The 13,220-nt window shown below is 51.9% G+C and carries 8 protein-coding genes; all 8 read right to left on the reverse strand.

Annotation, left to right across the window (positions count from 1 at the left end):
• Positions 1–31 precede the first annotated feature (31 nt).
• The 8 genes from SH580_RS04080 to tilS all read right to left on the reverse strand — a co-directional run bounded on the left by SH580_RS04080 (position 32) and on the right by tilS (position 13,206).
• Positions 32–4,081 (reverse strand): sugar-binding protein, encoded by a 4,050-nt coding sequence (locus SH580_RS04080; RefSeq protein WP_319833740.1) that lies wholly within the window; start codon positions 4,079–4,081, stop codon positions 32–34.
• A 644-nt stretch (positions 4,082–4,725) separates the two neighbouring features.
• The gene (locus tag SH580_RS04085; protein WP_319833741.1) at positions 4,726–6,108 is read right to left on the reverse strand and encodes an IS4 family transposase; all 1,383 of its coding nucleotides are present in this window, start codon (positions 6,106–6,108) and stop codon (positions 4,726–4,728) included.
• A gap of 236 nt (positions 6,109–6,344) precedes the next feature.
• The gene (locus tag SH580_RS04090; RefSeq protein ID WP_319833742.1) at positions 6,345–7,280 is read right to left on the reverse strand and encodes a PEP-CTERM sorting domain-containing protein; all 936 of its coding nucleotides are present in this window, start codon (positions 7,278–7,280) and stop codon (positions 6,345–6,347) included.
• A gap of 134 nt (positions 7,281–7,414) precedes the next feature.
• Positions 7,415–7,666, reverse strand: coding sequence for a hypothetical protein (locus SH580_RS04095; protein ID WP_319833743.1), 252 nt, complete (start codon positions 7,664–7,666; stop codon positions 7,415–7,417).
• A 32-nt stretch (positions 7,667–7,698) separates the two neighbouring features.
• Positions 7,699–8,691, reverse strand: a complete 993-nt coding sequence (gene mgrA, locus SH580_RS04100) for an L-glyceraldehyde 3-phosphate reductase (protein WP_319833744.1) — start codon at positions 8,689–8,691, stop codon at positions 7,699–7,701.
• Positions 8,692–8,744: 53 nt separating this feature from the next.
• The gene (locus SH580_RS04105) at positions 8,745–9,668 is read right to left on the reverse strand and encodes a shikimate dehydrogenase family protein (protein ID WP_319833745.1); all 924 of its coding nucleotides are present in this window, start codon (positions 9,666–9,668) and stop codon (positions 8,745–8,747) included.
• Positions 9,669–9,683: 15 nt separating this feature from the next.
• A complete protein-coding gene (gene ftsH / locus SH580_RS04110) occupies positions 9,684–11,744 on the reverse strand; it encodes an ATP-dependent zinc metalloprotease FtsH (protein ID WP_319833746.1) in 2,061 nt (686 codons plus the stop codon).
• Between the two features lie 7 nt (positions 11,745–11,751).
• Positions 11,752–13,206, reverse strand: a complete 1,455-nt coding sequence (gene tilS / locus SH580_RS04115) for a tRNA lysidine(34) synthetase TilS (protein WP_319833747.1) — start codon at positions 13,204–13,206, stop codon at positions 11,752–11,754.
• Positions 13,207–13,220: the final 14 nt, after the last annotated feature.

Below are 13,220 nucleotides of genomic sequence, written 5' to 3' on the forward strand. Positions count from 1 at the left end.
AATAAGGCAGTCTAAAATAACACCATCCCGCTTATTCGGCTAAGATCATAAACGGCCATAAGTGTGGATTCGTATCACAATGCGCACCGTCCTCACCCGCGAGGCTGAGCCCCTTATTACCTATGGTTCCATCGTCCATACGATCATGTAGGTAGAGAGCAAATCCAGCCACTTGACCAGCCTGCAACTTAAGCGGTGCGATGTATTTTTGCGCGAAGGTAATCGTATAAGCATAACGCGTATCAGAAAGTCGCGTATACTGCGCATCAATCCCAGCCGCGGCTTCCTCTTTGGTCGGAAACTCGACGCCGCCCGCATACTCTTGAAAGACTTCTCTCAGACGATAGACCAATGCCTCACCACTCTCCGCTTCAGGATTATTCGGTGCAAAATCATAACGATAATCATCTAAGTCATACCCTTCACTGCCAAAACGTCCATTCGCACCACAGTCGAAATAAACTTCCAAAGAGCCGTCGAGCAAGTAGAGCTGCGACACCTGCGCCAGCGGCGATGACCAGAATTTCTCGAGATCAGCCTGCAAGCGATCATCTTCAGCTTCCACTCGCAGGTAGAGGTTATCCTCATCCCAAGCGAGTTGATACTGCGCTGCGATATCCCCCTCATGACCGCCTGGCGTGCGCTTCATATTCACAACTGGCCGGAACATATTCGTGATGGGAATGGCTGGAATCTGCTCCCAATCAGGAGCCCCCTCCACTCTCGGCACATAAAAATAATCCATATTCCATTGTTGGATATGAGGCTCTCCTTCAGATTCCTGCAGCGAGTATTCTTGATTCCATCTGTAGAGAACACCCGTGTCCGTGCCCTCACCTTTTGAGACTTCAAGCACAACACTTTGACTCGGTGCGACTTGATAAGGCACCGTATTATCTTCAAAAACAAGCTCACCACTTTGCTCGCGACCAGTCAGGTTTTTAACCTCTGCATAAATCGCTCCCGTAGGGCTAGGCTCGTAGGCGACTTTAACCTGCGCGCCAGAGCCAGTGATCTCTGCATCCTGCAATGCTGCAACCAGTGCCTTGGTATTCTCGCCGGTCAAAAAGAGCGGCGCAGGCGTCAATTGTATTTCAACAGTACCATCCGCATTGCGCTGTAAATCATAGCGACGTCCCATCAGATCAACCAGTTCGGGCAACTCCTCCTCAAACTGCACACGCATGACCGGGCCACGGATAAAGCCGCGCTCGACATCATCAATCGTGCACCAAATCGCGGCGACACCGCCATTGACTTCATCTTCAAACGCATAGCCACGCACTCCCTCAGCGGGTCGAATATCTGAAACAAAGCTCGGATTGCCCAACATGTGACCCAGGGTATTGATACCAAGAAAGGCACTACTTGGACTCAAGTTGTAGTCAACAATCGTGATCCAACCGATCTGCCAAGTATTGAAATGCTGCAACTGTGGCCAATACTTCAAGGCGATCAGATACATACGAGCGAGCTTCGAAGCGTGCAGGAATTCAAACAACCCTTGGTCGTAAGAAGGTTGCCCCCCCTTATAAGACCAGGAGGGTCCGTCTCCCCAGAAATTAGGTGCGCCTCCCCCACCTTCATTCAAATAGATGGGCGTTTCATCACCGTATCCATATTCGGCCATGCTGTCTTTTAGCATCTGGATTCCCTCGTCCAAATCTTCAGCCCCCAAGGTGCCATCGATCGAACCATACGGGTGGACCGCAATCGCGTCCCATTTGACCTTACCCGCGGTCGCTTTTAAATAACCATCGATGTCATCCTTGCCCCGCAACCTACCATAGCCCGACGTGCCGCCCGATGGCAGAACCAGAGCATCGGGGTTGCCTTTCTTAATCCCGCGGTAGAAGGCTTCCTGCAACTTGGCAAACTCCTCGAAATTATGATCTTTGCTGAGTGAAGGAAAGGTGCCCTCCTCTTCGGTTGCAATGTGCCAAACGCGCACTTCTTCGCACAGACGAGCCGCTTTCTCACTAATACTCTCCACTCTGGCCAAAACTTCTGGCGAGTAAGTCCGCAGCGTTTCAATGTCCCGCTCATCCTCACGGCGCCAGATGCGAGAATTGAGAGTCATGCCAAACTTGTAATCGGGATGACGGTTAAACTTCTCCTCGGCCGTCAAGTAAGGAAACCCACCGAAAAGCCCATGTCCGTAACCAGTGATGTTAAACTTCTCACGCAATTCATAATGCATGGGGTCTGCCATTCTCCCAGGTCCATAACTCGTGGAACCGCCAAAACCGAGTCGCTGCATCAGCGCGATACGCTCTTCCGATCGATTGTCCGTCACATTAACCAAGGCACCATACATATCCTTCGTCGCATGTGTGCCATCCAAAGAATCAATCAGTGTGAAGCGATAGTAGTCATCATACAAAACCTCTCCGCCGAGACTATAGCGTGCTTGCAAGAAGTAACCGCCTGTCGCCAGATTCAGTGAATCGAAGGGTAAAGTCAGCACCTGCCCCCCTTTTGCCGCAACTGCCTCCGTCCACAGCACCTGCTCAAAGAAATCCCGCAGAGTGAAGGCCACCTCGACCGCTTGCTCCGATGAGCCATACAGCGGGAACTGCGCTTCAATCAGATCCCCATACTCCACATTGTTTTGATGGTGCGAGGTGATCAACTGACCCTCAATCGCTGGTGCGACAAACTCGGTCGCCTCTTCGCCGGCTTCAAATTGGATACCATCCACCCAAATACGCCCGTTAGCACTGGCGCCGTTTAATATAAATGCCAAGGGAGATCCATCGGCCGTCAATTGATAGCTATAACGCTTCCACTCAGACTGAAGCTTAAAGGTCTCTGCCCGATGTACAGATGCGCGATCAAACTTGCCCCCCGCTTTATTACTAAAGGGTGCGAAACGTAAAGTGGCCCCTTTGTCTGCTTCTGCCTTAGCGTAGAAACTGACGGTGTAGATCTGATCCCTACGATTGGGCAATGAGAAGCTCCGCAATGATTGACTGCGGGTTTGCACTGGATGAATCACGAGCGAACTATCACCAAAGAGGGCCGTCTCCCGATCTACCTGATAGCGCAAAATGTCGGATCGATCATAATAACCACCCCCAAACCACCAACGCCAATAGCGCATGCCCTGCTCTAGGCTCGGGTTAGGAAACAGATTCCGTGTCGGAGAATCAGGCAAATGGAGAGCATCCTGCGCCCACATATCCACACCTTCAACCGGTGCGGGAGCATCTTTTTTAGCCACGCTCACTGTACCGAAATCAATGATCAGCGAATCCTGCGGACGATCCAACTTAAACATGAATCCAAGATCAACGCGTCGCCACCAAAAGATTTCGCGTAACACGCCCTCCATTCCTGTTTCCGAATGAATCGACACTTGATACAAGGGATCCTGTGCCGACGCGTAGGTAAGGTCCTGCATCTCTCCCTGCCAGACAGTTTGATGCTTCTTCTCATTCGCCTTCAATAAATCCAAAGGCAAGGGCTCGACGGGCTCGCCATTCAAACTCAGCCCATCTTTGTGGTAATCACCTGCGATACCGAGATAGAGCAAGTAGTTGCCAATATCGCTGCCCTGCGCTTGAAACTGTGCAATCTGCTCGGCGGTGCAGCCAATATCCCAAGAAAGTTTCACTCGGCTCTCGCCCAAGGACCTTAAGGTATAACTGAAGGCCGTTTTCGTACCATCCGGTAAGGGGTAGTAACAGGTCCAATGCACCGCGTTGTGATCTGCACTGGTAATGAACTGCACCTGATCCGGGCTCCGCTTGTCCGCATAAGGAATGTGCTGTCCTGCCGAATCACGATACCCGCCACGAAGTGCCAGATTCATGACTGGTTCCTCATTAACAAACAGTGTCATCTGATTATCCCGACCAGTGACCATCTTCTTATTATCAAACTCACGGACAGCCACCCGCTTGTTACCAAAAATCAAACTAGCCGACTCCACAGGAACATCTCCATTCTCAGTATCGAGAAAAGATACCGTGCGCAATTCCCCCTCCACACGAGCCGCCTGACGCATATCAAAGGGCGGCGCATAATCGGGACCGTTGACAACTGCGTGCCCCTGCGAGATCGCAATGCATGGAAGCATAGAAAGAAGACATTGTTTAAGTAACCGCATCATAGAATTTAGGGTATTGAATAAAAACTCTTTGAACCATCGACCAAGTGCAGCCATCACATGAGCTCAGCCTTTGCGCGCTACAAATTGCATAAAGCAAACTGTATCCAAGCGAGGAGAAGCTAAACTAAGATTGAGGCCAAACAAGCCGCTGGTCTGCTGGGGGAAACACATGAATGGCTGTGAAGTATTGAACTCCACCGACTTTATTCAACGTTGTATTTAATTATTTTGAGTGATACCTATTCACAAAAACCTGGAACCGAATAGAAACGTTTCTCGTAGCCTCGGCTCTCGGAAGCTCGGAGATCCCCATCGCCCCCAAAACTAAGTTTCGAGGCTCCCCTCCAGACGAGCTAGTTGACCATGAATTCTTAAATTTGGCATGAGTCATGATGCCAGCCAAACATTCAACCTAAATAAATGAGCTGAAACGTTAATTACGTAAATTTTCGTTAATTACAAAGACACAAAACACTGCTAGTTATGCGCTTAAGAAACAAGAGGTATTTTAATTAATTCCAATTTTAATTCGCCATTTTGGCGACTGACCATATTGACGTAAATTAATGTAAATTAAAGGATTTAAGAATCCGAGCCTTAGCCCAATGTCTTTAAGGATTGGTGACTTCTATAGTTTTAACAACTCGTTTTGACTGGGCAACTTTAGTTTTTGGCCAGTCTTTTGTGGGTTGTCGTAGGGTTCTGGGGCAAGTTCTAGGTCTTCGTTTTTTAATAACGGCATCACAGATAAGATCATCTAAGAGTCGCTGGATCCACTGCGCCAGCGCTTGCGGGGTAATCAAGTCTGCACCGACTTGCAGTAGCTCGCACAGTGCGGCTGTCTTGTGCAAAACCTTGGCAAAGCTAATGCGCAAGGGCTCAACGCCTGCGGCAGAAGCGACGCTTTGGCGCTGCTTGGCGATCAGGGCGGCGGCTAGGAGCATAGCGAGCACTTCCTGTGCGGCGGTTTGCGGAGTGAGTGCGTCAAGAAGTTCTCCGCGGGCGTGCAGGTGGCTTTTCAGTTCTCGGAAGAACAACTCTTCCTCCCAGCGTGCGGCGTAAAGGGCGATCAGTTCTGTGGCTGGGCAGGTGGTGTCATCGAGCAGACTCGTCCACAAGCGTATTTGAAGACACGAACGGTGACCACTCTGGTCTTCATAGCAGACTCGACCATAGATCTCACGTAGTTCGAGTACACCCATCTTCTTGCGTGTGGTGGATGGATCAACCGCTTTGACTTCGACTAGCCATGAACCATCCGCGAGTTGCCGCGTGCGCTTGGCTTTGAGATTAGACTTTATCCGAACCAGAACGTAACTGTGTGTGCGCCGGAGCATTGACCAGAGTCCCCAGATCAGCGAAGGATAACCGAACAGTCGGTCGGCTAAAAGCAGACTGCGCTCGGGCAGATCCTGAGCCGCAAACAGTTGCCGCGCGAGTGTCAACTCGCCCTCGCCTTGCCAGCCTAAACGGGTGCCCAAAGGTTGGTGCATACCCAATTCCACGAGGACAACTGCCAGCAAATGCGCGAAAGCAGGTTCACCGCTACCGCGGTTGCAAGCCACTTTTGAAGCCTGTTCATTAATGGTTCCGGTATTACGTAAATTGAAACGAGTCCCGTCGATGGCCACCAACCGATATGCATTATAAAAGGCCTGCGCGTCTCGCTCACGCTCGGCTAACGGACGCAGCGCGATAGGCAGTATCTCTTCGATCATCTTCTCGCCAATTGACAAGGCCCGCTGGCTGAGCGCGCTGTCCGAGATGCGCACTCCGGATACCGCCTTGGTATTAGACGAGAAAGTACCCGAACGTGCCAACTCATGGTAGACCCTGGACATCAACCATTCCCAGCCATTTAACTTGGCTTGGCCACCACCGCGAGGACCGTGCTGCGCGAAAATCAGAGCGCAGCTCTCACGGCTAAATAGCTCCTCAAAGGCAGCTGGAAAATTAGAAAACAACGGTAAACACAAAGAGGTGGATGCGCTCATTCATACAAAAGAAGCAATCGTCCTAAAAGTACGAGTCTTAAATGATTACGCTAACTAAAATCCAATCCTTAAAGGCATTGAGCCTTAGCCGACTGCCGAAATTAGGTTCAAGTATTGAAGGCAGCATACCTGCCCATCGTTACACCAGCGACGGCGCGGAGAAAGACACTCCAGCAAGAAAAAGGCAGGCCAACCACAAGGTTCGACCTGCCCGCATAAAACTATCTATTGCCCGCCTATCCGCGGCGACGCACACAGAGCCCCGCGATCGCCACAAGCCCCATCAAGAGTGCCGCACTAGAAGGCTCAGGAATCGTTGTTAGCCCTAAATCAGCCAAGCTCGTGCCGACACGGATTTCGTCTTGCAAATATTCGGTATTTTCCCCGCCCGAACCATTAAACTCAAGACCTACGGTCACTTGTCCCCAATCACCATATATGATCGAATGTTCTTGGCTCTGCAATGTGCCTTGCGCACTCGATATCATGGTCTCTACAGTTGAGAAGTTGCTGGGGTTAATCCAGAAATCAAGGATCTCCTTACCATTTTCTGTCCCACTAGATGCAAGCTCGTCGACTACGGTCATACGCCCCACGACAAGAACTGTAGAACCTCCAACATACTGCGTTCCAACATAACCAGCCCCACTCATATTAGAGTTGAAATTGGATTTAGTTCCATAAACGAAGGAATAACCATCTGATGTCCCAACGCCACCAGCACCGGAAGACTCTAAACCAAACGCGATATTCGAGCTTGAGCCAGAGTCAAAATTTAGCGTAACAACATTTCTTTCAGCTGAATTTCCATTTCCAGTAAGACTAAGAAGCGCAGAAAACCAATATTGAGTCCCCGTGCCCAAGTTCGAATCAACTCCCACTGATGTATGGGTGAGAATTCCCTCATCACCATCCGTGAAAACTGGATCATTAATGCCTCGAATCGATCCGCCACTAGCATTACTCACAGCGGAGTGACTCAAACCAGTCGCATCAACGACGATATTGTTATCAATATAGCCGGATACTCCTGACCACCCCTGCTGTCCATCTAAATCATCACCAGCCGAATAAGGTGGAGTGTCAAAAGATTCACTATAAATCAGCGCTCCAGAAACATAAGCAGTGGTCAACAGGTAGGTGGCAGTCAGTGCAAGGGTAGTTGCTTTCATAATTATGATAGAAGTGGGAAAAGTAGCATGTTATTACATATTATTCACGTCCAGAAACCACCTTCAAGCTTAGACTTATCTATTTCGCATACAATTGCGTCAATCATAGCGAACAACCGTAACACTCTCTCCCCCTATTCTAACGTCTCTAATCCAGAGATCGCCTGAAATACAAATGCTGGCAATCTTTCTTTGTTATAAAGATTAGCGCCAACTGGATTTGCCGACCATACAGAGCGCAGCTCTATAGGGGCGGCAATCTCGCTATACCAGACTTCGATTGTATCCTGACTAATGATACGCGCCTGCGCCCATTTCCAGTCTGCATCCGCACCCACAATTTGAAAGTACTTCAGCGATTCTTCCACGGCAACAGTGGGATCCATCAAGTGCTGGTGTCCCACCTCACTTGCATTCTCTACAATTCGCAAGCTTTGTCGATCGCCTCGAGTTCAGCCTGCGAAAAGGGAGCGGCAGCGAGTGCAGCGACATTATCCAAAATCTGCTGCGGACGGCTGGCACCGATCAGAGCGGAAGTCACGACCTCATCACGCAGCACCCATGCCAGTGCCATTTGCGCCAAGCTCTGGCCGCGTGCTTGAGCAATCGTGTTTAGAGCTTGAATCTTGGATAAATTCTTTTGCACCCCCTCGGCGTTGAGAAATGGGGAATGCTCGTCGGCCGCACGGGAATCGGCAGGCACCGCATTTAGGTATTTATTTGTCAACTGGCCCTGAGCCAGCGGACAGAACACAATCGAGCCGATCCCCTCCTCACGCAGTGCATCGGTGAGCCCCTCCTCGATCCAGCGATCCAACAGGTTATAGCTGGGCTGATGAATGATGCACGGGGTGCCAAGTTGACGTAAAATTCGGGCGGCCTCTCGGGTTTGCTCCGCGGGATAGGAAGAAATACCCGCATACAAGGCCCGTCCAGAACGCACTGCAGTATCCAGTGCCCCCATCGTTTCTTCCAGCGGGGTGTCGGGATCGTAACGATGGCTATAGAAAATATCGACGTAATCCACGCCCATGCGCCCCAGGCTTTGGTCAAGACTGGCCAGCATGTATTTTCGCGAGCCCCATTCACCGTAGGGGCCTTGCCACATATGGTAGCCAGCCTTCGTCGAAATAATGAGTTCGTCGCGATAGGGCCGGAAATCCTGCGCCAGAATTTTGCCAAAGTTGGACTCCGCGGAGCCCGCTGAGGGGCCATAGTTATTGGCCAAATCAAAATGTGTAATGCCGTGATCGAAGGCCGTGTGCAACATGGCACGGGCATTCTCGAAATCATCTACATCACCAAAATTATGCCAGAGTCCGAGCGAAATTTTGGGAAGTTTGAGCCCGCTGCGACCGCTGCGGGCATATTGCATGGAATCGTATCGTGTAGGGGCGGCGGAGTAAGACATAGATCAGAAAGGAGAAGACTGGAAACTTTGAGTGAGAGCTAAAAATGAAGCGTTCAATCGCTGCGCGGTGGCAGGTCAAGGGCATGGCAAGCGGCCCGCATCATGGTGTGGGCATCCACCTCCGCATGCGACCAGATTTCGAGCGAACGGACGCCTTGGTGCACCAACATGGAGAGGCCGTTGGCAGCGCGTAGGCCACGTGCTCGCGCCTCTTGCAAGAGACGAGTGGCATCGGGATTATAGATCATATCGTAAACCACCCAATCAGCAGGCAGCTTGGCGACGTCAAAAGGAGCAGGATCGGTCCCTTTGAGGCCTAGTGAAGTGGCATTAATCAGGATACCTCGTTCGGGCAGTCCAGCTGGAGGCTCAGCCAAAGCAAAGGCCTCGGCACACTCCCCACCGGGCATCGCCCGCACAACTTGCATTAATTGGTCGAGACGCTCGACACTGCGATTTCCGATATACAACTTGGCGCAGCCATCGAGAATACATTGCACAGCCGCCGCACGGGCAGCTCCACCGGAACCGAGTAAAATCACCGTAGCGGCTTTAAGATCGACACCGAGGTCCGCTTTAACGGCGTTCTTAATACCGTATCCGTCCGTATTAAAACCGCTATAACCGTGCTCGCCCCAGACTAAGGTGTTGACCGCGCCCATACGCTCGCCGTCAGGCGAAACGCCGGAAATCAAATCCATCGCTTGCACCTTGTGCGGAATAGTCAGGTTGAGTCCAAGGAAGTTATGCTTAAAAAACAGCGGAATGGCTGCGGCAAAATCTTCTGGCGCAACATCGAAGCGGTAGTAGGCCCAATCATTAAAACGCGAGTGAGTCTGGCGCATTTTAGCAATCGCCGCATTATGCATGGCGGGACTGACCGAGTGAGCAATCGGATGCCCGATCACAGCAAGAGGTGTGCCCTCAAACTGAAGCTTACCGAGGTCTTCGATGGTGTAGGTGAATTCGGTATTCATGGCATCGACGATAGTCTATGCAGGTGCGGGTGCTTCATCGCCAGCGAGGCCGCTTTTACCGTCGTCCTCTTTATTGACTTTCTTTGGTTCGCCACCGTCAGCCTCTTCGTCGTCATCGGGCTCGTCCGCGCTAATAATCCGCTTCACGATGGGCGAACGCATTTCGCCAAACTCGATGATCTCTAAGACGTGCTTGCCGTCGATCGTCTCGTGTTCGAGCAAAGACTCTGCAATCACATCGAGCGCATGGCGATGATCGTTCAAAATCTTAAGCGCACGTTGGTATTGACCTTGAATGAGGTCACGCACGATTTCGTCGATTTTCTGAGCGGTCTCTTCGCTATAATTCTTAGTGCTCACGCCACTTTGACCGAGGTATCCGCCGCCTTGGCTTTCTCCCAGAGCGACCATACCGAGCTCCGACATGCCCCAATCACAGACCATGTGACGCGCGGTGCGACTGGCCATGCTGATATCGCCCGAGGCACCACTGGTGATATCCCCCAGCACGATCTCTTCCGCAGCACGTCCACCAAGGGTGCAACAAATATCATCGATCAATCGGCGCTTGGAATGGTTGAGCGTATCCTTCTTCGGCATGAACATGGTGGAGCCGAGGCTTTGGCCACGTGGAATGATCGTCACCTTGTGCACGGGCATGTGCCCATCGTCGAGCACACCTTTAATCAATGCGTGCCCAGCTTCGTGGAAGGCAATAATCTTACGATCTTCATCATCCATTAAACGGCGACGCTCACGACCGAAGGAGATCTTGTCGCGGGCTTCATCGATATCATTCATCTCGACCGCTTTCTTGTTATAGCGGGCCGCGATCAATGCGCCTTCATTTAAGAGATTGGCCAGATCGGCACCAGAAAAGCCGGGAGTATTACGCGCCACATGCTCGAGGTTGACCTCATCAGAAAGTGCGATCTTTTTGGCATGCACCAACAAGATTTCGTGACGACCATTGAGGTCGGGCAAGTCGATGGTGACTTGGCGGTCAAAACGCCCCGGGCGCAAGAGTGCATTATCCAAGACGTCCGGACGATTGGTCGCAGCGATGATGATCACACCTTCGTGGCCGTCAAAGCCGTCCATTTCGACCAGCAGAGAATTCAGCGTTTGCTCGCGCTCGTCATTGCCTCCACCGACACCGGAACCACGCTGGCGCCCGACGGCATCAATTTCGTCGATAAATACGATACAAGGCGCATTTTTGCGGCCTTGCTCGAACATATCCCGCACGCGGGCGGCACCGACACCGACAAACATTTCGACGAAGTCGGAACCACTGATCGAGAAAAAGGGCACTTCCGCCTCACCGGCGACGGCCTTGGCCAAAAGTGTTTTACCCGTGCCCGGAGGGCCGACCATCAGCACGCCTTTAGGGATGCGACCACCGATGCGTTGAAACTTCTTGGGGTCTTTGAGGAAATCGACGACTTCGGAGACTTCCTCCTTCGCTTCGTCACAACCAGCGACATCCTTGAAATTAATCGAACCTTTCTCGCGCGTGAGCATTTTGGCCTTACTTTTACCAAAGCTCATGGCCCCCTTCCCTGCACTTTTAAGCTGACGCACAAAGAGGAAGTAGAGCAGACCGATAATCAGCAGGAATGGCAGAAAACTAATCAAAACATCCTGCAAGCCAGTGGTCGCACGCTTCTCTGTGAGCACTTCACGCACCAGCAAAAAGTCATCCTCCGTCAAGCGACCACGAGCAGAGAACTGTAGCTTGGAAGGTAGGTCTGCGGCAGCTTCGCCCCCCTCGACCTGCTCCGCCAATGCAGGATTTGTCATCTCTCCGCTGATAACATAACCATCGCGGCCATAGGAGGGCTCTGGCTCCATGACGCCATCGCCTTCGGCGATGAGCCCCGCTTTGACAGCTTGCACGAGCTCGCTGATAGTGAGTTGTTTGACGTTGGTTCCTGCGCTGGGATTGGCGAACCAAATCGTTAAAATAGCAGCAACGATGACCAGATAGACGAGCAACACCTTAGGCTGGAAGCGCTGTGGTGAGCCGTTATTTCCGGGTTCGTTCTTTTTTGGCTTGTTGTTCTCTGATGGCATGAGTGGGTCAAAGTGGTTTTCTTGTTTGGTAAGTCAACCTAAGAGCCTTCTTCGTTGAAGGACAAATTTTGCAGCTTTCTGCGGGGGGAAATCCTGGCACCCAGATAATTTCCTGCAATGCGTTGAGGACAAGGGGTAGAGTTTTTCGTTCCGCCTGCGGGATACGACGGTCAATAAAGCAATCCTTAAGCTTTTTTCCACCAGGAGCACCCAGCGGATGAAAACGATCGCCCGGCTGCCATCCACGTATTCGATAAGACTGCTCACCACCATAATGAATTACGGCTTGAGTGCGAGGGTCCATAGCGCCGGACTCAACTTGCTGGCGCAAAGAATCGCTGAGCTCCACCACCTCTGCTTCGATGAGTGCACCTGTCGATAAAAACGCGGGCTCACCGAGCCCCAACAGCGTAGGCCGCAGCGGCTCTTGCAGCGCAGCGGCATCTTCATGTTCCCAGCTAAGCGACTGCGCATCGATTATCAGATAATGCGAACCGGCGCTCATACGATAGCGTTCGCGATCACTACGCAGAACTTCGATTAAAATATCCATCGCCGGTGCCCCCACCGAACTAATCAGCCCATGGCCATTCAACCACTCAGCAAGCGCACGGCGTAATAACGCAGTAGGCACCTCTCGCAGGGCAGCACGCGCCAAGCTGAGTGCATGCGCATAAGCCTGAGGTAAATACTGACGAGCGAGCAGATCCAGCGCCGCGGCATCTTCTTCCAATAAACGGCGAGTACGGGCCGCACCCACCGAGGGATCACGTCCCAGTGCCTCCGCCAGATCCGGAATAATCTGCTGTCGCAAGGCATTCCGCGCAATGCTAACGTCATCGTTCGAACTGTCTTCACGCCAAATAGCAGACGTCACGTGCAGCGCCATGCGCACATCACCGGCACGCAAATGCAACAAAGGGCGCAAGTGAGTGGGATGCCCCTCGAAACTAGAAACCGGCCTCGGTGCGGCCAAACCATCCGATGCACACCCACGCACAATCCGCTGCAATTGTGTTTCTAGAATATCGTCCAACTGATGCCCAAAGGCAATGTCCTGGCAATCCCGCTCTTTCGCGACCTTGCGCAGAAACTCCAAGCGTAAGGCACGTGCGGTCGTTTCAGTAAAGGCGGCCTCGTAGTCAGGACGAAAATCACTAAAAAATGGAAGTTCCAAGGCATCGGCCAGCGACTCGACAAACGCAGCATCGGCATCAGAATCTTCGTCGCGCCAGCGGTGATTATAATGCGCCACATTGACTTGAATCCCCAACTCCTTTGCACGTGCGACCAAAATACAAAGCATGAAGACCGAGTCCGCACCGCCCGAGCAAGCCACTAAAACGGGCCCGGCGTCCTGCAAGCGCACCCGCACCGCCGGCTCAATCGACGTGTGCCCCATTCGCTGCTGTAAAGCCTGAGCGAGCGATGGCCAATCAATCAGTTGCGGTGGGTATTGCATGTAGGAACCAAATA

Source organism: Coraliomargarita algicola (assembly GCF_033878955.1).
Classification (GTDB): Bacteria; Verrucomicrobiota; Verrucomicrobiia; order Opitutales; family Coraliomargaritaceae; genus Thalassobacterium; species Thalassobacterium algicola.

Excerpts from the sequence above, each read along its gene's own strand:
- SH580_RS04080 (WP_319833740.1), bottom strand. The coding sequence starts at position 4,081 with ATGCTTCCATGCATTGCGATCTCGCAGGGGCACGCAGTTGTCAACGGT.
- SH580_RS04085 (WP_319833741.1), bottom strand. The coding sequence starts at position 6,108 with ATGAGCGCATCCACCTCTTTGTGTTTACCGTTGTTTTCTAATTTTCCA.
- SH580_RS04090 (WP_319833742.1), bottom strand. The coding sequence starts at position 7,280 with ATGAAAGCAACTACCCTTGCACTGACTGCCACCTACCTGTTGACCACT.
- SH580_RS04095 (WP_319833743.1), bottom strand. The coding sequence starts at position 7,666 with ATGGATCCCACTGTTGCCGTGGAAGAATCGCTGAAGTACTTTCAAATT.
- mgrA (WP_319833744.1), bottom strand. The coding sequence starts at position 8,691 with ATGTCTTACTCCGCCGCCCCTACACGATACGATTCCATGCAATATGCC.
- SH580_RS04105 (WP_319833745.1), bottom strand. The coding sequence starts at position 9,668 with ATGAATACCGAATTCACCTACACCATCGAAGACCTCGGTAAGCTTCAG.
- ftsH (WP_319833746.1), bottom strand. The coding sequence starts at position 11,744 with ATGCCATCAGAGAACAACAAGCCAAAAAAGAACGAACCCGGAAATAAC.
- tilS (WP_319833747.1), bottom strand. The coding sequence starts at position 13,206 with ATGCAATACCCACCGCAACTGATTGATTGGCCATCGCTCGCTCAGGCT.